The sequence below is a fragment of the Gordonia prachuapensis genome, assembly GCF_036350515.1.
GTDB lineage: Bacteria > Actinomycetota > Actinomycetes > Mycobacteriales > Mycobacteriaceae > Gordonia > Gordonia prachuapensis.
The window spans coordinates 16148-38312 of sequence record NZ_JAZDUE010000013.1; the positions used below are offsets into that span (position 1 = coordinate 16148).

Annotated in this window: 22 protein-coding genes; 12 read left to right on the forward strand and 10 right to left on the reverse strand. The window is 66.7% G+C overall.

What is annotated here, in order from left to right; genetic code table 11:
* Positions 1-4 precede the first annotated feature (4 nt).
* From V1Y59_RS15780 to V1Y59_RS15790, 3 genes are all read right to left on the reverse strand, one after another.
* Complete coding sequence (locus V1Y59_RS15780) at positions 5-1585, reverse strand: aspartate:alanine exchanger family transporter (protein WP_330505910.1); 1581 nt, start codon at positions 1583-1585, stop codon at positions 5-7.
* Positions 1586-1706: 121 nt separating this feature from the next.
* Complete coding sequence (locus V1Y59_RS15785; protein ID WP_330506034.1) at positions 1707-2138, reverse strand: PPOX class F420-dependent oxidoreductase; 432 nt, start codon at positions 2136-2138, stop codon at positions 1707-1709.
* 52 nt (positions 2139-2190) lie between these two features.
* A complete protein-coding gene (locus V1Y59_RS15790; RefSeq protein WP_330505911.1) occupies positions 2191-2481 on the reverse strand; it encodes a putative quinol monooxygenase in 291 nt (96 codons plus the stop codon).
* Between the two features lie 222 nt (positions 2482-2703).
* Here V1Y59_RS15790 and V1Y59_RS15795 point away from each other — a divergent pair, with 222 nt between their 5' ends.
* The 3 genes from V1Y59_RS15795 (at position 2704) to V1Y59_RS15805 (ending at position 5378) form a co-directional block, all read left to right on the forward strand.
* Complete coding sequence (locus V1Y59_RS15795; RefSeq protein ID WP_330505912.1) at positions 2704-3222, forward strand: flavodoxin domain-containing protein; 519 nt, start codon at positions 2704-2706, stop codon at positions 3220-3222.
* A 90-nt stretch (positions 3223-3312) separates the two neighbouring features.
* Positions 3313-5004 (forward strand): cation:proton antiporter, encoded by a 1692-nt coding sequence (locus V1Y59_RS15800; RefSeq protein ID WP_330505913.1) that lies wholly within the window; start codon positions 3313-3315, stop codon positions 5002-5004.
* A gap of 44 nt (positions 5005-5048) precedes the next feature.
* Complete coding sequence (locus tag V1Y59_RS15805) at positions 5049-5378, forward strand: hypothetical protein (RefSeq protein WP_330505914.1); 330 nt, start codon at positions 5049-5051, stop codon at positions 5376-5378.
* Positions 5379-5390: 12 nt separating this feature from the next.
* Here V1Y59_RS15805 and V1Y59_RS15810 read toward each other — a convergent pair whose 3' ends face one another.
* Positions 5391-7184: a thiamine pyrophosphate-requiring protein gene (locus V1Y59_RS15810; protein ID WP_330505915.1), complete on the reverse strand. Its 1794-nt coding sequence runs from the start codon at positions 7182-7184 to the stop codon at positions 5391-5393.
* A gap of 123 nt (positions 7185-7307) precedes the next feature.
* Complete coding sequence (locus tag V1Y59_RS15815; RefSeq protein WP_330431821.1) at positions 7308-7754, reverse strand: type II toxin-antitoxin system Rv0910 family toxin; 447 nt, start codon at positions 7752-7754, stop codon at positions 7308-7310.
* A gap of 63 nt (positions 7755-7817) precedes the next feature.
* Between V1Y59_RS15815 and V1Y59_RS15820 the strand changes: the two genes are divergently transcribed.
* The 3 genes from V1Y59_RS15820 to V1Y59_RS15830 all read left to right on the forward strand — a co-directional run bounded on the left by V1Y59_RS15820 (position 7818) and on the right by V1Y59_RS15830 (position 11490).
* Positions 7818-8945, forward strand: a complete 1128-nt coding sequence (locus V1Y59_RS15820; protein WP_330505916.1) for a glutamate--cysteine ligase — start codon at positions 7818-7820, stop codon at positions 8943-8945.
* A 131-nt stretch (positions 8946-9076) separates the two neighbouring features.
* A complete protein-coding gene (gene ilvD / locus V1Y59_RS15825; RefSeq protein WP_431309190.1) occupies positions 9077-10789 on the forward strand; it encodes a dihydroxy-acid dehydratase in 1713 nt (570 codons plus the stop codon).
* Positions 10790-10935: 146 nt separating this feature from the next.
* Positions 10936-11490, forward strand: a complete 555-nt coding sequence (locus tag V1Y59_RS15830; protein WP_330505918.1) for a DUF4334 domain-containing protein — start codon at positions 10936-10938, stop codon at positions 11488-11490.
* Positions 11491-11516: 26 nt separating this feature from the next.
* Here the strand turns inward: V1Y59_RS15830 and V1Y59_RS15835 are convergent, their stop codons facing one another.
* Positions 11517-11954, reverse strand: a complete 438-nt coding sequence (locus tag V1Y59_RS15835; RefSeq protein ID WP_330505919.1) for a VOC family protein — start codon at positions 11952-11954, stop codon at positions 11517-11519.
* 179 nt (positions 11955-12133) lie between these two features.
* Here V1Y59_RS15835 and V1Y59_RS15840 point away from each other — a divergent pair, with 179 nt between their 5' ends.
* Entirely contained in the window at positions 12134-12724 is a 591-nt protein-coding gene (locus V1Y59_RS15840; RefSeq protein ID WP_330505920.1) for an FKBP-type peptidyl-prolyl cis-trans isomerase, read from the forward strand.
* A gap of 22 nt (positions 12725-12746) precedes the next feature.
* On the opposite strand, the gene V1Y59_RS15845 is transcribed toward V1Y59_RS15840, so the two are convergent.
* Together V1Y59_RS15845 and V1Y59_RS15850 are read right to left on the reverse strand one after the other, a co-directional pair.
* Positions 12747-13631, reverse strand: coding sequence for a hypothetical protein (locus tag V1Y59_RS15845; RefSeq protein ID WP_330505921.1), 885 nt, complete (start codon positions 13629-13631; stop codon positions 12747-12749).
* Positions 13632-13637: 6 nt separating this feature from the next.
* Positions 13638-14429, reverse strand: a complete 792-nt coding sequence (locus V1Y59_RS15850) for a GNAT family N-acetyltransferase (protein WP_330505922.1) — start codon at positions 14427-14429, stop codon at positions 13638-13640.
* Positions 14430-14522: 93 nt separating this feature from the next.
* On the opposite strand from V1Y59_RS15850, the gene V1Y59_RS15855 reads away from it, so the two are divergent.
* The gene (locus tag V1Y59_RS15855) at positions 14523-15293 is read left to right on the forward strand and encodes an MFS transporter (RefSeq protein ID WP_330505923.1); all 771 of its coding nucleotides are present in this window, start codon (positions 14523-14525) and stop codon (positions 15291-15293) included.
* On the opposite strand, the gene V1Y59_RS15860 is transcribed toward V1Y59_RS15855, so the two are convergent.
* Positions 15262-17037 carry a GMC family oxidoreductase N-terminal domain-containing protein gene (locus tag V1Y59_RS15860; protein WP_330505924.1) on the reverse strand — a complete coding sequence of 592 codons (1776 nt, stop codon included), beginning with the start codon at positions 17035-17037 and terminating at the stop codon, positions 15262-15264. The two genes, V1Y59_RS15855 and V1Y59_RS15860, sit on opposite strands and share 32 nt — an antisense overlap.
* A 3-nt stretch (positions 17038-17040) precedes the next feature.
* Positions 17041-17943: a hypothetical protein gene (locus V1Y59_RS15865; protein WP_330505925.1), complete on the reverse strand. Its 903-nt coding sequence runs from the start codon at positions 17941-17943 to the stop codon at positions 17041-17043.
* Positions 17944-18078: 135 nt separating this feature from the next.
* Here V1Y59_RS15865 and V1Y59_RS15870 point away from each other — a divergent pair, with 135 nt between their 5' ends.
* From V1Y59_RS15870 to katG, 4 genes are all read left to right on the forward strand, one after another.
* On the forward strand, positions 18079-18972 hold the full coding sequence (locus V1Y59_RS15870; RefSeq protein WP_330505926.1) for an MBL fold metallo-hydrolase: 894 nt from the start codon (positions 18079-18081) through the stop codon (positions 18970-18972).
* Positions 18973-19101: 129 nt separating this feature from the next.
* Positions 19102-19326 carry a dodecin gene (locus tag V1Y59_RS15875; protein ID WP_330505927.1) on the forward strand — a complete coding sequence of 75 codons (225 nt, stop codon included), beginning with the start codon at positions 19102-19104 and terminating at the stop codon, positions 19324-19326.
* Positions 19327-19392: 66 nt separating this feature from the next.
* Positions 19393-19836, forward strand: a complete 444-nt coding sequence (locus V1Y59_RS15880; protein ID WP_330505928.1) for a Fur family transcriptional regulator — start codon at positions 19393-19395, stop codon at positions 19834-19836.
* Between the two features lie 37 nt (positions 19837-19873).
* Complete coding sequence (gene katG / locus V1Y59_RS15885) at positions 19874-22102, forward strand: catalase/peroxidase HPI (protein WP_330505929.1); 2229 nt, start codon at positions 19874-19876, stop codon at positions 22100-22102.
* Positions 22103-22165 lie beyond the last annotated feature (63 nt).

Below are 22165 nucleotides of genomic sequence, written 5' to 3' on the forward strand. Positions count from 1 at the left end.
GCGATCAGAAGTAGACGACCATGATCTGCGCAAGGAAGACCTTGATGATCATGCTGACCGGGAAAAGCACCGCATAGCCGAGGGCGACGCGCTGATCAGGCACCTTCCCCATCGCATAGGCGTACGGCGCCGGATTCAATTGCGAGCCGGTGAGACCGCCCAGTGCTCGGGCGGTACCGAACTGCAGCAGGGTGCGCAGGGCGAAGACGCATACGAGTGCGTGCGCGGCCGAGATCGCCAGGCCCAGCAGGACGAGCTCGAGTCCGTCGTCGCCGAGCGCGGTCACCAGGCCGTCACCTGCCCCGGTACCGACCGCGACCAGAAACACCATGAGCGTGAACTGATTCAACGTGTTCGTGACGTTGCCCGGCAATGTCCACACGATCGGCCCGGTTCGCCCGAGGGCGCCGAGCACCACACCGGCGATCAGCGGCGCGGTCGCCGTACCGAGAACCAGCGTTCCGCCACCCGGCATCGGGATCTCCACGAACGCGAGGAGCAACCCGATGGTGAGGCCGAGGCCGAGACCGATCGGATTGATGTCGCCGGCGGTACGTTCGGAGTCTCCGAGGTCCGCGGCGACGTCGGTGAGCCGGTCTCGCGGCGCGGTCACCCGCAACCGATCACCGCTCTGCAGTACCAGATCCGGTGTCGCGATGAGATCGACGTCGCCGCGCCGCACCCGGCTGACCACCGCGTCGAACCGCTCCTCGAGCCGAAGCTGATGCAACGGCCGCCCGACGTGCGATCGATTGGACAGGATGATCCGGCGAAAGTCGATGGCCGAGCGGTCGAGCCAGGCCTCGTCGGCGGTCTGCCGGCCGAGATCGGACACCAGGTGGTCGACGACGTCCTCCCGGGCAGTCACCGTGAGCAGATCGCCCGCTGCCAGCGGTTCGGCGTCGTGCGCGACGACCGTTCGGCCGTCTCGGGTCAATCGGGAGACGAGTGCGTCATAGCGCTCAGCGAGCGCGTGCACGGTCAGGTTCGGCTCCCCCACCACCTCCAGGGTGCGGATCACAATCGGCGCGACCTTCTCCCGATCCTCGGCGGTCGGACGGCGGCGTCCCACGCCGATCAGGTAGGCGCACGCGAGGATCGTCAACAACACGGTGATCGGGTACGCAACGGCGTACCCGATCGCCGGCTCCGGCGGTATCTCACCGCCACCCGCCAGTTGCTGCTGCACAGCGCCGAGGGCGGCGGTGGCGGTCCCCGCTCCGGCGAAGGCACCGGCGATCGTGCCGATGTCGAAGCCCAGCGCCTTTCCCAGTCCCAGCGCCGCACCGGCCATCGCGAAGATGGCGACCACCGACACCAGGACCGGTTTCCAGCCGGTACGGATCGCGCTGATGAAGGACGGTCCCGCGGCAATTCCCACCATGTAGCAGAACACGCACAGCGACAGATTCGTGACGATCGCCGGCAGTTCGACGTCGGGCTCGATGGCAGACAACGCAAGCGCCACGAACAACGCGCCGGCCGGGCCGAATGACACGGGGCCGAGTGGGATTCGACCGACGAGGGCGCCGACGCCGAGACAGAAGAAGAGGGTGAGCAACGGACTGTCCACGAACCACTGCATCGGGTCTCCTGAGTCGGGCAGGTCGCGTCCTGACGCCTGTGACTCTAGCCTCCCGGCGGCGACGGCTGCAGCGGTTCAGCCGCGGTCGGGACATCGACAGCTTGCGGCTATCACTCAGCGATCAACGCAGTTTGGCGCCGTAGACGTGGGACACATCCAGGACCAGCAGAACTCGACGGTCAGACACCATCACCTGCCGATATTCGTCCCAGTCCGGATGTTCGCCGGCGCCGCGACGGTAGTACTCGACGAGGGCGTCCACCTCGGCGCCGTCCGGGTCGTCGCCGGGACCGATCAACGTCGCCGTACCCTCGGCGGTCGCCCAGGTGTACCCGTCGGGACTCGTGAACTCGATGGCGGCGCGGGGATCGCGGCGCAGGTTGGCGGTCTTGGCCCTGCCCTCGGTCATCGAGACGTAGATCGTGTCGGCGTCGCGGTCGTAGACGCAGGTGACCGGGGAGAGCTGGGGCAGGCCACTCTGCTTGATGGTGGCGAGGATTCCGAGTCGTGTGTCGCTGATGAGGGACCGAGGGTCGAAGTCCGGTGATGTCATGACCATGCCAACTCCGGACCGCGCCGGCCCATTCCGCGGACCCGCTCCGGTATCAACCCATCAGCGTTCGCGACCCGCTCACGTCGTACTCCTCGACCGCGCCGGCGAGGATCGATGTCTGCTGGTCGTCGTCGGGGCCGGATGCGCGAAATGCCTCCACGGCGGACTGGGTCTCCCATCTCTCGTAGATGTTGATGCGATCGGCGTCGAGGAGGTCGGCGCTGATCGCGAAGTCGAGGCACCCGGGCGCTCGACGAGCGAGTGCCACCACCTGCTCGCATCCGGCGAGGTACGCCTGCCGGCGCCCTGGTTCGACGGTGATGTGTCCGGCAACGATGACCATGAGCGTCTCCTGTCGGTCGGGGCGTGCCGGCCCTTGGAACCGGCACTCAGTGATGCTGACCTGCCTGACACCTCGACATCATCGGTGGCGGCCGAAATCTCGGTGCCGAGTTACGGAAGCGTGGGACCTTCGCCCCGGTTCTCGGCATCGATGGTCCCTGGTGAACGTGCGACGACACGCGTTGACTGGAGACAGCAAGGCATCGAGTACGGGAGGTTCACGATGCGCATTCTGGTTGCCACGGCCAGTCGGTACGGCTCAACGCGCGAGGTCGGCGAGCGCCTGGCGGCGACGCTCGCCGTCGATCTGGAGCGGCAGATGATCGAGGCCGAGATCGACGTGATCGACGTGGTGGACGTCGAAGACATCGCGTTCTACGACGCCGCGATCATCGGCAGCGCTGTCTACTTCGGCCGGTGGCTACGTCCAGCCCGCGACTTGATCGATCGCGAGCAGCACAACCTGCACGCGCTTCCGGTCTGGCTGTTCTCGAGCGGTCCGGTCGGAGACATCACGCCGGCCACCGGTTCTGCGATGACCGCACCGTGGGCGCGCGAGCACCGAACGTTCCCCGGCAAACTCGATCGCTCGACGCTGCGGCGGTCCGAGCGTCTCTTCGCGGCCATGCTGCGCGCGCCCGACGTCGACGACCGCGACTTCGTGGAGATCGACGGTTGGGCACACGACATCGCGTCATCTCTCGCCGGGAGTCGACCGGGGCGGTCGCAGATCGTGTCGTGATCATCAGCCTCGGACATCGCGGCCTCACCCCTCAACGCGCCCGCGCACGTTAGGTTTGATGGGCAGAATGTCCGACGGAAGAGTTGCAGCGTGGTGGAGCCACACGACTTCGTTCTGATCGCGGCCATCCTGGCCATCGCCTCGGTCGCGGGTCTCCTGGCGACCAAGCTCCGGCAGCCGATGATCGTCGCGTTCATCGGAGTCGGCATCCTGGTGGGTCCCACCGGAACCGGTTGGGTGACCACCAACGAGACGATCGAGCTGCTCGCCCGGCTCGGCATCGCGATCCTGCTGTTCCTGGTCGGATTGCGCCTGGACATGAACCTCATCCGCACCACCGGCCCGGTCGCCCTGATCACCGGCATCGGACAAGTGGTGCTCACCGGCGCGATCAGCTACCTGCTGGCCCTCGCGTTCGGCATGAGTGCCGTGGCGGCGTTCTACATCGCGTTGGCCCTGACGTTCTCGTCCACGATCATCATCGTCAAACTGCTCTCCGACACCCGCGAGATCGAGCAGCTTCACGGCCGGATCGCCGTGGGGTTGCTCATCGTGCAAGACCTCGTCGTGGTGGTCGTGATGATTGCAATCAACGCCTTCGGTCAGGACACCGACGACGCCATGGCCGTCAGCATCGCCCTGGTGTTGGTGAAAGGTGTCGGACTCCTCGCCGGCATCGCGCTGGTGATGCGCTTCGTCCTGCCCTGGCTGCTACACCAGGTCGCGCGGTCACAGGAACTGCTGGTCCTGTTCGGGGTCGCGTACGCGATCGCACTCGCGGCTGTCACCGCGGAACTCGGATTCAGTTCGGAAGTGGGCGCGTTCCTGGCGGGGGTCTCCCTCGCGGCGACACCGTATCGGGACGCGCTGGGCGCGCGGCTGGTGAGCCTTCGTGATTTCCTGCTGTTGTTCTTTTTCCTCGACCTCGGCGCCGGCCTCGACTTCGCCGATGCCTCCGGCCACATCGCCGAGGTCGTGGTCTTCTCGCTGTTCGTGCTCGTCGGCAAACCGGTGATCATCATCGCCCTCATGGCGCTGCAGCGCTATCCCCAGCAGGTCAACTTCATGACCGGTCTACCGCTGGGACAGATCTCCGAGTTCTCCCTGATCCTGGCCGCCCTCGGACTGGGACTCGGTCACATCAGCGACACGACCTCCAGCGTCATCACGGTGGTCGCCCTGATTACCATCGCCGGCTCCACCTATCTCATCTTGTTCTCACATCAGTTGTATCGACGTCTCGAACCTTGGCTGAGCGTTTTCGACCGCTCCTCGAGCAGGCGCGGGACCTCCGGCGATCCCGAACTGGAGGTCGACGCCATCCTCTATGGACTCGGTCGATTCGGCCGCCACATCGCCGACGAGTTCAGTGCCGCCGGCCATCGGTTGCTCGCGGTCGATTTCGACCCTCATCGGCTCGCCGCCAACACCCGCCCGGGCGTCACGACGATCTACGGCAGTGCCGCGGATCTCCATTTCCTCGAGACTCTTCCGCTGACGCGGGCACGGTTCATCATCTCGACCATCCCGACAATGGACGCGAACTTCGCTCTGCTCCATGCCCTTGCCCACCACGACTACGCGGGCCATGTGGTCATGACCGCCCACCACCCGCACGACGCCGAGGCGCTGCGAGCCGCGGGTGCCGACATCGTCCTCGAACCGTTCTCGTTGGCCGCCGAAGCGACCACGGAGATACTCGACCACCTCATCACCGACCGATCGGATCGCACGGACGACACCGACGACGACCACCCCGGCGGCCCGCCGCCGGGGCCCTGAACCACTACGCTCGACGGGAGAGTCTGGACACCCCAAGGAGCGCAATGACTGTCAGGATCTCGGACGTCGCCACCGCGGGCGCGGCCGCCGCCATCGCCACGAACGTGGTACCGCACCTCGCGCACGGCATCAGCGGCAAACCCTTTCCGACGCCGTTCGCGGACCCGCCGGGTGTCGGCGACTCGTCGCCGGCGTCGAACATCGTGTGGGCGTCGATGAACGCCACGGTGGCGGCTTTGTTGGTCTACACAGGCCGGTCGCGACTCCGCGATCCGGCGTGTCTGGTCGTCGCAGCGGTGAGTGCCGCCGGGTCGGCGGTCGCGCTCAGGTCGTATTTCCGGAAGGTGCGGCCGAACGACCGTTCCGGCGGCTGACGTCGATCGTCCCTACTCGCCCTTGGTGCCCGGAAGGTACTGTTGCACTTTCTGTTTGGCGCCCTGCTTGACGATGTCCCAGGAGTCCTCGTCGCCCTTGACGAGCGCGGTGCTGAGCGACTTCGCCTGGTCGAGCGTCGCATGCGGAGGAATGGGAGGGACGCTGGGGTCACACCGGATGTCCAGCAGCGTCGGCCGATCCGCCGACAACGCCCGGTCCCACGCGTGACCGAGGTCTGCCGGATCATCGACGTTGATGCCACCCAATCCGATCCCCCGGGCGAAGGCCGCGTAGTCGACGTCGGGCAGTGTCTGGGAGGCCTCGAACTTCGGCGAGGCGGCCATCGCCCGCTGTTCCCAGGTGACCTGGTTGAGATCGTTGTTGTGCAGGACGACGACGATCAGCCGGGGATCGGTCCATTGCCGCCAGTAGTGGGCGACGGTGAGCATCTCGGCCAGTCCGTTCATCTGCATCGCGCCGTCGCCCTCGAAGGCGATCCCCGGCCGTCCGGGGTGGGCCCATTTGGCGCCGATCACGTATGGGACGGCCGGTCCCATCGTCGCGAGGGTCCCGGACAGTGATCCGCGCATATCGCCCCGGAACGTGATGTGACGGGCATACCAGTTGGCCGCACTGCCCGAGTCGGCGGCGATGATCGCGTCCGAAGGTGCACGGTGAGAGAATTCGTGGAAGATCCGCATCGGGTTGATCGGATCGGCATCCGTCATCGCCTGCCGCTGCGCTGTCGTGTGCCACCGCTCGACCTGCTTTTCCACCTTCTCCTGCCACGAGCGGTCCTGCTTTCGCTCCAACTGCGGGATGAGTTGCTGCAGAGTACGTTTGGCGTCACCGACGAGATTGACCTCGTTGGGGTAGCGCATACCGATCAACTTGCCAGATCGGTCGATCTGCACTCCCCGCGCCTGGCCGAACTCCGGGAGGAACTGCGAGTACGGAAAGTTGGAGCCGATGGTGAGCAACGTGTCGCAGTCACGCATCAGGTGATAGCTGGCCGTGGTCCCGAGCAGTCCGATCGATCCGGTCACCCAGGGCAGCGTGTCCGACAGGACGTCTCGACCGAGCAGCGCCTTCGCACAACCGGCGCCGAGCCGGTCGGCGACCTCGGTGAGTTCGTCGGTACAGCCACGCGCGCCTTGGCCGACCAGCATCGCGACCTTGTTCCCCTCGTTGAGCACAGCGGCCGCACGTGCGACGGCGTCAGGGGCGGGATCGGTTGTGGCGGTCGCCATTCCGAGACTGGACGGGACATGTTTGAACTCGTGTTGCGGAGGCGAGTACTCCAGTTCGAAGACATCCGACGGGAAGATCAGAGCCGTCGGTGCACGCTCGGTCATCGCCACCCGGAAAGCCCGGTCGATCAGGTTGGGGATCTGTTCCGGCACGGTGCACATCTGCACGAAGTCGCTGCACACGTCTTTGAAGAGCGAGAGCATGTCGATCTCTTGCTGGTACGCCCCGCCCATCGCCGAGCGTTCGGTCTGCCCGACGATGGCCACCACCGGCACGTGGTCGAGTTTGGCGTCGTAGAGCCCGTTGAGCAGGTGGATTCCACCGGGCCCGCTGGTTGCCGCGCACACACCGACCTGTCCGGAGAACTTGGCGAAGCCGACCGCCTCGAACGCGCTCATCTCCTCGTGCCGCGACTGCACGAATTGCGGATCATCGTCGGCGTCCGCCCAGGCGGCCAGCAGCCCGTTGATGCCGTCGCCCGGATATCCGAAGACCTGTCTCGTCCCCCATTCGCGAAGTCGGGACAGGACCACGTCGGCGACGGTGTCACTCATCGAGTCTCCTCAGCAGGTAGCGGCCGGCGAACGACTCGATGAGTACCCACCTCGCCCGACACCGACACCTCTCGATGGCTCACCGTGCGCGATGTCACCCGCTGGCTACCGACACCTCCGTGATCAGCGACCCTGCGCCGAACCACCCAACTCGGCCAGGTTCTCGATCGACTGACGCACGTCGGACTCGATGACCCGCGCGACCAGCCGGCCGACCGGCCCGTTGAGCAATCCGCCGCTCAGGGTCGCGTTCAGGTCGAAATGTGAACCTGCGCCGTCCTCGCTGACGCGCATGGTGAGGTCGATGCGCACACCGCCCCGGCCCTTTCCGGACAACGAGATCTTCTCCGGCTCCTCGTAGTCGGTGACGGTCCAGTGGATGATGTTGCGGAATCCCTTGACCTTGATCAGGGACGAGACCTCCGTGCCCTCGTGGATCTCATCGGGAACCTCACTCTTCCATCCGCCGAAGATCGTCATCCATTCCGAGAACCGTCCGAGGTCGGAGGCCAGTTTCCACGCCGCGTCCGGCGTCATGTCCGATCGGATACCGACATCGACACCTGCCACCGCACACTCCCATCCTCGGCTGAGCGGATCTCCGCGTGTTCTCCCCGACCGTACGATGAGATCGTGAATTCTGCCGACCTGGTGCGCGCCCACGGTCTCGACTCGTCGCTGCCGACCATCGGTGTGGAAGAGGAGTTCATCCTGGTCGACCGTGCATCCCGGCATCCAGTGGGCCGCAATCGAGAGGTGGCCGACGCCGCCTCCCGCCGTGGGGTGGATCTGGATCTGGAACTCACCACCTGTCAGGTCGAGATCGCCACCTCGACGTGCGCGACGAGTGGCCAGGTCCTCGACGAACTTCGTCGGCTGCGGTCGGTGGTGTCCGACGCGGCCGACGAGGTCGAGGTCGACGTGATCGGGACGGGTGTACCACCCACCATCCCGGATGCGTTCCCGGTGACCGACACCGAGCGGTACCGCCGCATCGGCGAACAGTTCGGGATGCTCGCCCACGAGCAGGGGATCTCGGGCTGTCATGTTCATGTCGGCGTCGACGATCGGGACATCGCCGTCAAAGTCAGCAATCACCTGCGGCAACGACTACCGATTCTGCTGGCGATGTCGGCGAACTCGGCGATCTACCGGGATGCCGACACCGGACACGCGAGCTGGCGGTCCATGCTGTGGAACCGTTGGCCGGCCTCCGGTCCGCCACCACATCTCCACTCGCGCGAGCATTTCGAACGGCTCGTGACGATGTTCGTCTCCTCCGGAGCGATCCTCGACGATCACATGGTGTATTGGGACATCCGACCGTCTGATCATCTACCCACCATCGAGATCCGCGTCGGCGACGTCCAGCAGCAACCCGCCGACACCGTCGCCCTGGCGACCGTCGTCCGGGCACTGGTCATGACGGCGACGAACGAGATCAATGCGGGAATCGATGCACCGGAAGTGGATTCGGCGGTACTGAGGGCTGCCATGTGGAAGGCCGCACACGATGGCGTCGACGGAGACGGCATCGATGTGCTGTCCCAGCGGCTCGTCCCGGCTCGGCAGATGATGTCCGACCTCGTCGACGACATCTCGGCCGCGCTCGACGTGCTCGGTGACAGCTCGTTGGTCACCGACTACATGAGGAGCTTGTCGGAGAACGGGAACGGTGCGACCCGTCAACGGCGCCGGTTCGCCGGAGGCGCCCAGGGGCGTGACATCGTGGCAGACGCTGCGCGTGTGTTCACCCGATGATCGGTCCCGCCGACGCGGCAGTGTCGAACCGATCGGCTGCGGGGCCGGAGGAATAGGCCGCAGGTTCCGATTCGGGCGGAATCGACGACCAACTCAACCGTCACGGCGCCGACGGATCTAGGGTGGCCGATATGAGCAAGTCAGAGTCCGGTACCGACATCGACATCAAGCCCCGTAGTCGCGACGTCACCGACGGCCTCGAGAAGACCGCCGCCCGCGGGATGCTGCGCGCGGTGGGCATGGGCGACGATGACTGGGTCAAACCCCAGATCGGCGTCGGATCGTCGTGGAACGAGATCACCCCGTGCAACCTGTCTCTCGATCGCCTGGCGAAGGCGGTCAAGGAGGGTGTGCACGAGGCCGGCGGGTATCCGCTGGAGTTCGGGACCATCTCGGTCTCCGATGGCATCTCGATGGGCCACGAGGGCATGCACTTCTCGCTTGTGTCACGCGAGGTGATCGCTGACAGCGTGGAGACGGTCATGAACGCCGAGCGGCTCGACGGCTCGGTGCTTCTCGCCGGATGCGACAAGTCTCTGCCGGGCATGCTGATGGCCGCCGCGCGCCTCGACCTCGCCAACGTCTTCCTGTACGCCGGGTCTACGCTGCCGGGCTACGCCACGCTCTCAGACGGAGCGGAGCGACAGGTCACCATCATCGACGCGTTCGAGGCGGTCGGCGCCTGTTCACGCGGACTGATGAGCCGCGAGGACGTGGACACGATCGAACGGGCAATCTGCCCCGGAGAAGGCGCGTGTGGCGGGATGTACACGGCCAACACCATGGCCAGCGCCGCCGAGGCCTTGGGCATGTCGCTGCCCGGCAGCGCTGCGCCTCCGGCCCCTGACCGGCGACGCGACAGCTTCGCCCGGCAAAGCGGCGAGGCGGTCGTCGAGATGCTGCGCCGTGGGATCACCGCCCGCGACATCATGACCCGTGAAGCATTCGAGAACGCGATCGCGGTGGTGATGGCGTTCGGCGGATCGACCAACGCAGTGCTGCACCTATTGGCGATCGCCAACGAGGCGGAGGTCTCACTGTCGCTCGACGATTTCGCGCGGATCGGCTCGCGGGTCCCGCATCTCGCCGACGTGAAACCCTTCGGTCGTCACGTGATGACCGACGTCGACCGGATCGGCGGTGTACCCGTCATCATGAAGGCACTGCTCGACGCCGGGCTGCTGCATGGTGAGTGCCTCACCGTCACCGGCAAGACCGTCGCCGAGAACCTGGCCGGCATCGCCCCGCCCGACCCCGACGGACTGGTGCTGCGTGCCATCGGCTCGCCGATCCATCCGACCGGGGGCATCACCATTCTGAAGGGCTCACTCGCCCCAGAGGGTGCGGTGGTGAAGTCGGCCGGTTTCGACTCCGATGTGTTCGAAGGTGTGGCAAGGGTTTTCGACCGTGAACGGGCGGCCATGGATGCGCTCGAGGACGGCACGATCACCTCTGGTGATGTGGTGGTGATCCGCTACGAAGGTCCCAAGGGCGGTCCCGGCATGCGCGAGATGCTCGCGATCACCGGTGCCATCAAGGGCGCCGGCCTCGGCAAGGACGTCCTGCTGATGACCGACGGCCGGTTCTCCGGCGGCACCACCGGCCTGTGCGTGGGCCATGTCGCACCCGAGGCCGTCGACGGTGGCCCGATCGCTTTGGTCCGTGACGGGGATCGTATCCGCCTCGACGTCGGGAGCGGCACGCTCGACCTCCTCGTGGACGACGATGAACTCGCCGGACGTGCCGACGACTTCACTCCGCTGCCGCCGCGGTACACGCGTGGCGTGCTGGCGAAGTACTCGAAGCTGGTCACGTCTGCCTCGGAGGGTGCCGTCTGCCGGTGAGGGGGTCTCGATACGCCGGCTCGCAAGCTCACCGGCTACTCGACCAGCGGAAGGAGCGCCCGACTCGCAAGCTCACCGGCTACTCAACCACGGCGGCACATTGGAACACATTGAACGCTCTGTCTCTTGGTGCGTACGATCTGTCTATGCAGCTGACCGAGTTGATGGACACCGTCCCGTCCACCGCCACCGATGCGCTCGACCTGTTCGACTCATCGCCCGCCGTCGAGACGGAGTTCATGCTCGGGACGTGGCGCGGGGCGGAGCTGCCCACCGACCACCCGATGGACGGGCTGCTCGCCGCGAGCGGTTGGTGGGGAAAACAGTTCGTGGACGCCGAGACCGTGCACCCATTGCTGTTCCCGACCCGCGACGGAACGGCCCTGTGGCCGATGAATCCGGCGATTGCCTTCAGCGGCGTGCCCCTCGGTAACCGTGTCCCGGCGGTCAAGTCGTTGTCGTTCGCGACACCGATCGCTGCGACGCGACTGCTGTCCCAGGCCCGCAAGCCCAAGGCACGATTGCGCACCACCCGATATCGCGGTGTGGACAGCGCCACCATGATCTATGACCAGTTGCCGGTCAATGACGTGTTCCGCCGCCTCACCGACGAGACGGTGATCGGTGCGATGGACCTCAAGGGGTCTGATCGCCCGTACTACTTCGTCCTGCACCGCGACGATTCGCTCGCGCTGCGCTGATCGTCCGCCTCCTCTGGCGGTTGAGGTCAGTCCAGGCAGAACTCGTTGCCTTCAGGGTCGGTGAGCACGATGTGTCCGCCCTGCAGCGGCGGTTCCGGCTCGAAACGCGTGACCCGGCGGGCGCCCACCGCCACGAGTCGATCGCACTCGGTCTCCAGTGCGACCATGCGCTCGTCCCCCACCAGGTCGGGGGCGGCGCGCACATCGAGGTGCAGTCGATTCTTGCCCGACTTCTCCTCGGGCACCCGCTGGAAGAAGATCCTCGGGCCGTGGCCGTCCGGATCAACGATCCCGGAAGCGTCGTTACGCCGCTCGGGTGGGACGCCGAAGGCGTCGAGCGCCGCGTCCCATGAATCGAACCCTGGCGGCGGACTCTGGACTTGGTAGCCGAGGACGTCGGCCCAGAACTCGGCCAGTGCGCCCGGATCGGCGCTGTCGATGGTCACCTGGATCTCGCGAGACATGATTCCTCTTTCCCGGCTGCGAACCCGATGTGATCGTGTCCGACGGTCTGCCGGACCCGCTTGACACCACTGTCCTCCACGACCCGGACAGGAACTGTCCTATTTCATCCGACAGGGACCTCTGCGACACGGCGAGGCGGTGTGCTCGTTCGGTTTGTCCGATCTGTAGCGTTACGGGCATGTTCACGGTGCGCCGCGGGGCCGTCGCCTCCGCTCTGATGCTGACCATGGCGCTGAGCGCCTGCTCGTCTGACGACGGCTCGTCGGATTCGGCCACCGACGACTCCCCGACCACCTCGGCCGCCGCGACGAGTTGCCCGTCCGGCGCCGCATCGGACTCGGCAGAGCCGGCCTGGGACTACGACGGCGCGACCGGGAGCATCGCGGTCACGCCTCCGACCGATGCCGCTGCCCCCAAGGTGGACGTCACGACACCGTTTTCGGTGAACGAAACCACGGTGGAAACCCTGGAACCGGCCGACGGCGCGGTCGTGGGCGACACCGCCACCGTGTCTGTGTGTTACCTCGGTGTCAACGGCCGCGACGGATCGGTGTTCGACAGCAGCTACGAGCGGGGTATGCCTGCGGAGTTCCCGCTCGACGGCGTGGTGCCCGGGTTCCAGAAGGCGATCTCGGGTCAGAACGTCGGCGCCACGGTGGCGGTGGCGATGACGTCGGCCGACGGCTATCCGAGCGGCAACCCGGCCGCGGGTATCGAACCGGACGACACGTTGGTGTTCGTCATCGAGATCCTGTCCGCCGACGGCTGACAACGGTCACGACGTCCGTCGCTCAGTTCTGCCGCTCGAGGCGCCTCAGCGCGGTACGCGCACGATCCACGCGGCGCCGAGCCGCATCCAGGTCGTCCGCGGCGCCGCGCCGTTGCTCTTCGGCGGTCTCGACCTGACGGCGGGCGAAGCGCACTTCGGCGTCCCGCTGCTCGAGTTCGGCCCGTAGCCGCTCGAGGTCCTCGGACAGCTCATCAGCCCGTTGTCGCGCACCGACGATCTCGCCGTCCTGTTTCCGGACCGTGTCCTCGGCGTCTCGTTCGGCGGCCTCGGCCTCGGCAAGCGCGGTCCGGGCGCGTTCCAATCGCTCGGTATCCACTTCGCCCGTCGACGATGCGGAGGAATCCTCGGCTTCCGCGTCAGGCTCCACCTCCGCCTCGCCGTCACCGGTGGGTTCCGGGACCAGGAAGACTCCGGCCGGCCCGAATCCGCTGTACTCGGCCGCGGTCACCAGTCGGCCACGACGGAGGACATCGGCTATCTCGTCGTCGGCGACCGCGGCCCGCAGGGTCTGGCCGACGTCGCGGATCGCGTTGTCCGACAATTCGACACCGTTGGCATCTGCGGTCCGACGGACCGACATGACACACTCGGCGACGAGCTCCTGCCGCCGCTCGGCCAGGGCGCGCAGACGATCTGCCGACGACCTCCGCTGTGCGGCCAGCAGTTCCGCCGCGAGGTCGAGCAGTGCCGCCACACCATCGGGATCTGTTCGGACCCACTGGTTGATCGCCCACCCGACCTGGGTCGGACGCCGCAGAGCAGCGATCTGACGCCTCAGATCGCGGTTGCCGTCGCCCTTCGCCGCCTTGGCGAGTTGGTTGCGTCGCTCGACGAAGTCCGACGGCGCCAGGCCGTACAGCTCGTCGGTCACGTCGTCGATGTCCATCGGTGATCAGGTCCCGATGCTCATCCGCACACGTCGACGCTCGCCGAACTTTCGGAACCCCAGGGCCTGCAGGATCGGTGACGACGTCTGCTCGGCGTGAACGAGCGCCAAGGTGGCGCCACGGTCACGTGCATCTCGGACCCGGGCGCCGATGAGAGCGCGATAGACGCCCTGTCGGCGGAACTCCGGAAGCACGGCGGCACCCCACATCCTGGCCACCTGGGCGGCCAGCGAATAGCCTCCCGCGCCGGCGGTCACGCCCGCACAGCGGGCGACGAACAGACCTGGCGTGCGGTCATCGTCGTGCGCAGCGGACGGATCCGACAACACGGGCGGCACGAAGCCCCACGCGCGCCGGGACACATCCTCGAACTCGTCGATCCGGCAGTCCACGCCGACCTTCCGGCACTCCAGGTCATCGGTGGCCGCGAGACCGTCGGGCATCGGCCCGCCGATCTCCATCGCGACCACGTCGACGACTGCCACGGTCTCGGCTCCGTGCCTGTCGAGTATGTCCGTGCTCACCTCGCCCAGCGGTCCAGGGCCGACCGTCACCAGCGCAGCGCGGGCGCCATGCGAAGCAGCGATCGCCAGCGCGTTCTCGATGATCTCCGCCCCCGGGATCCGTGGACCGCGGTAGTTGAGGAGTGTCGCCCCGCCTTCCTGCTGGTAGAACTCGTATCCGTCCACCATGAAGTACTCCGACCCGGCAGGATGCCACGACGATCGCCACGCCGCGGACTCGGCCAGCACGGCATCCGACGCCCACATCATCCGATCCGCCTCGCTCGCACGCACACCCAATCAGTACCGCATCCCGGCCCGACGGTGTACCCGCGTCGGCTGACGACATCGGCTGGTGTCCCGCCCAGCTGTGCCTACCCTGGCGTCATGGATGTCTCAATGCGGGTCAGCAGTCCTCTCGCCATCATCGTGGTCTTCGGCGCAATTGCGCAGGTGGTAGCCCCGATCGTGCCGTTCGCGGGTGTCGGGGCGTCACCGAACGAATCCACGGTCGACCTGTTGATCACTCCGGCCGGCTACACGTTCTCCATCTGGAGTGTCATCTACCTGCTGTCGATCGTCCTCGCCGCGACGGTGCTGCTGACGAGGTCCACCGGCACCCGCGCGGCGCACCGCTTGGCCGTCGACCTCTCGATCGCCTTCTTCGGCGCAGCGATCTGGATCCTCTTCTCGGCCGCCGAATGGCGGTGGGTCACATCGATCGTGTTGACCGTCATGACCGTGGCGCTGCTCGACGCCGCGCGGATCGCCGCCGGGCATCGGGACGAGGATGCGCCGGGGTGGCGGACCGCGCTCACTCGGGTCACGGTCGGGATCTATGCCGGCTGGGCGACGGCCGCCGTATTCCAGAACTGGGCGTCGGACATCGCGGACAGCGGTGCCGATCCGGACGAACCATGGTGGCAGTTGGTCATTTTGATCGCGGCGGCGGTCTTCGCATCCGTCGTGACCTGGCTGTTCGGCGGCGTGCTGATCGGGTATCCCCTGACCGTGATCTGGGCGCTCGTCGGGATCATCGTGACGGCAGCGGGCGTCACGCCGTCCGTCGTGATCATCTGCGCCGTAACCATCGTGGTAGTGGCGGCGGTCGCGGGCGTGGTAATGCTCAGAGGCCGAGCTCGACCATCCGTCGCGTGATCCGGTCGTCGGTGCTGACCACCGGCGCGCCGGAGGCCACCCACCGATCACCACCGAAGTAGGTGGTCATGATGTTCTCGGCGGTCCGTGTCGCTAGCGCCTGTGTGGTCAGCGTCGGGTTGGGGCCGCCGAGCGAGTTGGCCAGGACCGAGTTGTCCGCGATGAACAATCGGTCGACGAACCGCGCCTCCCCGGACGGACGCGCAACCGAGTTCTTCGAGGACTCCCCCATCCGCATCGATGAGTGGACGTGCAGCAGCAGCGGCGCCCAGTCGAGGCGATACACCTTGCGCGCACCCGCCTTTCGGAGGAGCTGTGCGGCCTTGGTGGCGACGTACTCACGATTGCGGCGCGTCGGTGCGGAGCGTTTGCGGATGTCGATGTCGATCTTCGCGACCGCGCCGTTGGAATCGGCCGGAAAGGCCGACGGAGTGATGCGGCATTCCGGTTCGACGTGATCGTCGGTGATGCACAGAATGTTCAGCATCCGGTCGATACCGTGCGCCATGAAGTCGCGGAGTTCCTCACCGGCGAGACGACCGGTCGGGCCGTCCCAGGCGCCCCGCATCCCACGTCCGTTGGTGTACTGGCCACGGATACCGCTGTTCGACAACGTCATCGTGAAGGCCTGGATCGCCGGTGTCACCCCCGAGTTCTCCAGGCAGCCGTAGCCCGGTAGCTCCACCCGCGAACACGAGTTCGCGCCGCGGGTGTTGCCCGTGTCCTCGTCGAACAGTCCGACCACCCAGTCGAACCAGTGGTCGGTGTGACCGCGCCCCACCCAGCCATTGGGATTCGGCAGGCCACTGTTGAACCAGAGCCGCGGGCTCTCGGTGGCACCTCCGGCCAGGACGACCACGCGGGCATCTTCCCGCGACTGCTCACCGGTCGCATTGTCGCGCCAGGACACGCCCGTCGCCCGGGTCTCACTGCCCGACCCCTGCATATGGATCTGTTGCACAAAGCAATCCGTGCGCAGCTCGATCGCCCTACCGCCCGCCCGGACGGCGTCGGCGGCGAGGCCGAGAGGGACATAGCTGTTGTCGGTGGAGCGGCGGGCGAACAGGTTGCGCGGCGCCTGCGCGGGCTGGTAGCAGCCTTGGAAGCAATGGCCGCAGAAGGTGCATCCCTGCGCTTGCGGGTGGACGAGCAGATCGGAGTCCGACGTCCGGCCGGCGGTCCCTCCTGGATGGAGGATGCAGTTGGGTTGTGGCCGAAAGGAAGCGCGCGTGGTGTCTCTGGACCGCTGCAGCGGCAGACCGAGCCCTTCACAGCCGCGGAAGAAGATCGCTTCCTTGGTGCCCATCGGGGCGGGCTTCACCGGCAGCGTCTCCTCGACCCACTCCAGGTAGGGCACGAGTTCGCGGTAGGTGAACGGAAACCGGTGCGCGGTGTCGTACAGTGCGGCGTCGCGCCCGCGGTACCCCGCGAACACACCGGGGTACGGACGGGGACTGTTGCCGAAGAAGTGCTGCGTGGTGCCGCCGACCCCGGCCAGTTCCCACACGAAACTGTTCTGCGCCCATTCCCGGAACCAGCCGGCCTTGTCCCGATCGCCCGGACCGAATCGCAGGAACCCCGCCGTCGGGTCGTTGGCGTCGAACTCCAGGTGCGACCACTGGCGAGCCGGATTCGCCTGCCGTGGGCCACCTTCGAGGATCAACACGTCGAGTCCCTGCCCGGCCAGCTCGGCGGCCACGACCGGCCCTCCGCCGCCGGCACCTATCACGATCACGTCACGCACAGATCAGAACTCCTCGAATCCTCGGTAGTAGCCGATGAAGTCGTCGTGGCCGTCGACCAGCCCTTCCGTCCGGTAGCGGGTGATGTCCCAGGCGACCGGTCGACGCGCCAGCCGCCGGGAGTTCTGGTCGTAGAGCCGATGCTCGCTCCAGACCGTGAACGCCGACCCGTCGAGCAGAATTCCGCCGACGAAGCGCAGCAGACCCGCGCCAGATCCCCGAAGCGGTTGAGGTAGCGCGGTATCGAACACAGCGACCAAGTCGGCGACGGGACGCTCGATGAGCTCGAACGCACGACACTTGGTGCGGTAGTCGGCGTTGGCGAACGGCGAGGCGAACGGCCCGGCAAGCGGGGCGCCGGCAAGAACCGCCGCGACGTCGACGACCAGGCCCGCGAGCAACGACAGCGGGAAGGTGCGATCGGTGTCGGCGACCCCCAACGCACGATCGACCGCTTGCGCGACCTGATCGTCCGGCAGCGGCGGGGCCGGAACAGACAGGTCGGTCAGGGTCACCGACAGTGCCACGGCGACGGGTCGCACGAGCGCGTCGCCCTGTGGGAGGAACCTGTCGACGAGGCCGATGAACTCGTCGGCGGCGCCGTCGCTCATGGCACCCGGGCCGCGACCCGTCACCCCCTGACGAACCGAGTATGGGTCGTCGCCCGGCATCACCATCACCGCGACACCCCGCAGCGCGTCGCGCGACGACACCCGCAGGCCGGCGAGAATCTGGCGCGCGACCGGCGGCATGTCCTCGTAGCCGTCGGGTGGCGCGGCCGCCGCCATCGGTCCACGGGATATCGCGGCAACGATCGTGGCGAGACCGGCCGTTCCCAGCAGTCGACGACGACTGACACCGCCCGAAGCATTGCGTTCATACTGCGCAGTGACTGTGTCTGAGGTCACAGCCGTACCGTACGGCACACCGGCAACACCCGCATCTGTTCGAGCCATCGACACACCGGGCATGTACCCGCTTTGCGGGCGGTGAAACCGCAGCGGCACATTGACAGGCGGATCTGCCGGCGGTACGAAACCGTCATGGAGACCGATTCGGCACTTCGCGCGACACCGTTCGGTCCGGTCACCGTACTGACGTCGGCGCACGGGGGCGCGTTTCCATACGGCAACTCGGTGATCGTCAACGGCTCCGCCGGGGCCATGATCATCGACCCGTCGCTCGAGGTCGACCACGACCCCGTCGGCGTCGACGCCGTGATGATCAGTCACGCCCACGAGGACCACATCGCGGGTCTCAAACACTTCTCGGCCCCCATCCACACGCACCACGCAGAGGTCGACGCGGTCCGTTCTCTCGAGGTGTTGATCGACGGCTACGGCCTGACCCCGCAGGAGAAGATCGCCGTCGACGAGGAGATCGGCAACCAGTTCGCTCTCCCGAACGGGTTCCCCGAGGCGAGTGGTGTCGATGGTGGCCACGTGTTCGACCTCGGCGACGTGACCGCCACCGTGATTCATCTTCCCGGCCACACCGCCGGCCACTGCGGCGTGCTCGTCGAGCCGACCGGGTTCCTGTACGTGGCCGACATCGACCTCACCTCGTTCGGCCCCATGTACGGCGACGTCGGCAGCAGTGTCGAGGCCTATCTCCGCTCCATCGACGTGGTCCGTGACATCGAGGCACGGTGGTACGGCACCTTTCACCAGAAGGGCGTCATCGAGGGTGCCACCGAATTCCGCCGCCGCCTCACCGACTACGCAGCGGTCATCGCACGCCGGGACGACCGGCTGCTGGATTTCCTGGACAGACCGCGAACGCTCGCCGACATCGTCGCCCACCGCCTGGTGTACCGACCCCACGTCGACATGCCGTTCGTCGACGCCGTCGAACGCCGGACCGCCGAACTGCACCTCGAGCGGCTGATCGATCTCGAGCAGGTGGGCCGCACCGACGAGGGCTACGTGCGCATCTGATTCCCTTCCCGTCACCGCCTGCAGGTCGACGCGCAGCCTTCTCCCCGACGCGCGGCTTGCACGCTGAGCGTCTGATGGGAAGTCGAGCGTTCACACCACAGCCGCGCCAGTGCGTGGGAGTATCGCCCCATGAGTGATCACACATATCGCGTCATCGAGGTTGTCGGGTCCTCACCGGAGGGCATCGACCAGGCCATCGCCAACGCCATCGGCCGGGTCTCGGAGACGACTCGCAATGTCGAGTGGTTCGAGGTGGTCAGCACGCGCGGCCACATCGTCGACGGCAAGGTCGCCCACACCCAGGTCACGCTCAAGGTGGGCTTCCGGGTCGAACCCAACGGCGCATTGGACTGACGGCCGCCGACCAGGGGCTTTCCACCAAAACTTGACTGAGTCCAGAAAACCGGCATCATTGTCTGCGTGCCGTCTCCCACTGATCACGTAAAGCGTTTGCGTGACGCGGATCTGCGGGTCACCCGTCCGCGTCTCGCCGTTCTGGACGCCGTGTGGGCACACCCCCATGCCGACACCGACACCATCGTCGGGGCCGTCCGGGCCGGACTTCCCGACGTGTCCAAGCAAGCGGTCTACGACGTGCTCCGCGCGTTGACGACCGCCGGTCTCGTACGGCGAATCCAGCCGTCCGGCCATGTCGCCCGTTACGAGTCGCGCGTCGGCGACAACCATCACCACGTCATCTGCCGGTCCTGCGGGGCCATCGGTGACGTCGACTGTGCCGTCGGGGCTGCACCTTGCCTCACCCCGTCGGAGCACCACGGCTTCGTCCTCGACGAGGCCGAGGTCATCTATTGGGGTTTCTGCGCCGACTGCGCGGACTCCCTCCCTTCGGGATCACATCCGTGATCACAGCCCGAATCACTCACTCCCGGAAAGGTTTGTCGTGACCGAGCAAAACCCTGCCCACGCCACCGAGCACCCTCCTATCGCCGAGGCCAACACCGAGGCAGCCGACAAGGGATGCCCGATGCGGATCAAGCCGCCCGTCGAGGGTGGCGGCAACCGCGACTGGTGGCCCAATCAGCTCAATCTCAAACTGCTGGCACACAACCCGGATGTGGTGAATCCGCTCGACGAGAGCTACGACTACGACGCCGCGCTGCAGACGCTCGACGTCGCTGCGCTCAAGGCTGATCTCGCCGAGGTCATGACGACGTCGCAGGCGTGGTGGCCGGCCGACTTCGGGCACTACGGTCCGCTGTTCATCCGCATGTCATGGCACGCCGCCGGCACCTACCGCGTCGAGGACGGCCGCGGCGGCGCCGGTTCGGGCATGCAGCGATTCGCCCCCCTCAACAGCTGGCCGGACAACGCCAGCCTCGACAAGGCACGCCGCCTGCTGTGGCCGGTCAAGAAGAAGTACGGCAAGGCGATCTCGTGGGCCGACCTGCTGGTTCTCGCCGGCAACGTCGCACTGGAGTCGATGGGCTTCAAGACCGCAGGCTTCGCGTTCGGTCGTCCCGACCAGTGGGAGCCCGAGGAGGTCTACTGGGGCCCCGAGGCCGAGTGGCTCGGCGATGACCGCTACAGCGGCGAACGTGATCTCGAGAACCCGCTCGCCGCCGTACAGATGGGCCTGATCTACGTCAATCCCGAAGGCCCCAACGGCAACCCGGACCCACTTGCCGCGGCGCAGGACATTCGCGACACCTTCGGCCGGATGGCGATGAACGACGTGGAGACCGCGGCACTCATCGTCGGTGGACACACCTTCGGCAAGACCCACGGCAACGGTGACGCCGAGCTCGTCGGCCCGGAGCCGGAGGCCGCGCCCATCGAGCAGATGGGTCTGGGTTGGGTGAACCCGCAGGGCAGCGGCGTCGGTGCCGATGCGATCACCAGTGGCCTGGAGGTCATCTGGACCGATACCCCGACCAAGTGGGACAACAGCTTCCTGGAGATCCTCTACGGCTACGAGTGGGAACTCACCAAGAGCCCCGCCGGCGCCAACCAGTGGAAGCCGAAGGATGCCGCAGGCGAGGGCACCGTCCCGAATGCGTTCGGCGAGGGCAAGACCCACCCGTCCATGCTGACCACCGACCTGTCGATGCGGATGGACCCGGGATTCGAGAAGATCACCCGCCGGTGGCTGGAACACCCTGAGGAGCTCGCCGACGAGTTCGCGAAGGCGTGGTTCAAGCTGCTGCACCGCGACATGGGTCCGGCGATCCGCTACCGCGGTCCGCTGGTGCCGTCGGAGACCTACATCTGGCAGGACAATGTGCCGGCACACGAGGGACCTACGCTCTCCGACGCCGATGTCGATTCGCTGAAGGCGCAGCTGCTCGAGTCGGGTCTCACCGTGTCCCAGCTCGTCTCGACCGCATGGAAGGCCGCATCGTCGTTCCGCGGCAGCGACTTCCGCGGTGGCGCGAACGGCGGCCGCATCCGCCTGCAGCCGCAGGTCGGCTGGGAGGTCAACGAGCCCGACGAGCTCGCGCAGGTCATCAGCACCCTCGAGCGCATCCAGGAGAGCTTCAACGGTGAGGCGGGCGCCAAGGTGTCCTTCGCCGACCTCGTGGTGCTCGGTGGTGTGGCCGGCGTCGAGAAGGCGGCCAAGGACGCCGGCGTCGACGTCACCGTCCCGTTTACCCCGGGCCGTACCGACGCCACCCAGGAGATGACCGACGAGGACTCCTTCGCGCACATGGAGCCCAAGGCCGACGGATTCCGGAACTACGCCGGCAAGGCCAGCGAGATGCCCGCGGAATACCGCCTGCTGGACAAGGCGAACCTGCTCACTCTGTCGGCGCCGGAGATGACCGTGCTCGTCGGTGGTCTGCGAGTTCTGGGCGCGAACCACAACGGTTCGTCGCACGGCGTGTTCACGGAGACGCCGGGCCAGTTGACGAACGACTTCTTCGTCAACGTGCTGGACATGGCCACCGAGTGGACGCCGTCACCTGCCGACGACGGCTCCTATGTCGGCAAGGACCGCGAGAGCGGAGCGACGAAGTGGACCGGCACGCGTGCCGACCTGGTCTTCGGTTCCAACTCCCAGCTGCGGGCCCTGGCGGAGGTCTACGCCGAGGACGATGCCAAGGAGAAGTTCGTGAAGGACTTCGTCGCGGCATGGGACAAGGTCATGAACCTCGACCGGTTCGACGTGTGATCATCCGCTGATCGACGACAGTGCCCTCCGGCCACCGCCGGAGGGCACAGTCGTATCCGCATG

What these genes read in the sequence shown, in the direction of transcription:
- V1Y59_RS15790 (WP_330505911.1), bottom strand. Translation starts at nt 2,481, where the DNA reads ATGGTCATCGTTGCCGGACACATCACCGTCGAACCAGGGCGCCGGCAG.
- V1Y59_RS15835 (WP_330505919.1), bottom strand. Translation starts at nt 11,954, where the DNA reads ATGTCTCGCGAGATCCAGGTGACCATCGACAGCGCCGATCCGGGCGCA.
- V1Y59_RS15830 (WP_330505918.1), top strand. Translation starts at nt 10,936, where the DNA reads ATGCAGCTGACCGAGTTGATGGACACCGTCCCGTCCACCGCCACCGAT.
- V1Y59_RS15805 (WP_330505914.1), top strand. Translation starts at nt 5,049, where the DNA reads ATGACTGTCAGGATCTCGGACGTCGCCACCGCGGGCGCGGCCGCCGCC.
- V1Y59_RS15845 (WP_330505921.1), bottom strand. Translation starts at nt 13,631, where the DNA reads ATGGACATCGACGACGTGACCGACGAGCTGTACGGCCTGGCGCCGTCG.
- V1Y59_RS15780 (WP_330505910.1), bottom strand. Translation starts at nt 1,585, where the DNA reads ATGCAGTGGTTCGTGGACAGTCCGTTGCTCACCCTCTTCTTCTGTCTC.
- V1Y59_RS15810 (WP_330505915.1), bottom strand. Translation starts at nt 7,184, where the DNA reads ATGAGTGACACCGTCGCCGACGTGGTCCTGTCCCGACTTCGCGAATGG.
- V1Y59_RS15795 (WP_330505912.1), top strand. Translation starts at nt 2,704, where the DNA reads ATGCGCATTCTGGTTGCCACGGCCAGTCGGTACGGCTCAACGCGCGAG.
- ilvD (WP_431309190.1), top strand. Translation starts at nt 9,077, where the DNA reads ATGAGCAAGTCAGAGTCCGGTACCGACATCGACATCAAGCCCCGTAGT.
- V1Y59_RS15785 (WP_330506034.1), bottom strand. Translation starts at nt 2,138, where the DNA reads ATGACATCACCGGACTTCGACCCTCGGTCCCTCATCAGCGACACACGA.
- V1Y59_RS15870 (WP_330505926.1), top strand. Translation starts at nt 18,079, where the DNA reads ATGGAGACCGATTCGGCACTTCGCGCGACACCGTTCGGTCCGGTCACC.
- V1Y59_RS15840 (WP_330505920.1), top strand. Translation starts at nt 12,134, where the DNA reads ATGTTCACGGTGCGCCGCGGGGCCGTCGCCTCCGCTCTGATGCTGACC.
- V1Y59_RS15855 (WP_330505923.1), top strand. Translation starts at nt 14,523, where the DNA reads ATGGATGTCTCAATGCGGGTCAGCAGTCCTCTCGCCATCATCGTGGTC.
- V1Y59_RS15875 (WP_330505927.1), top strand. Translation starts at nt 19,102, where the DNA reads ATGAGTGATCACACATATCGCGTCATCGAGGTTGTCGGGTCCTCACCG.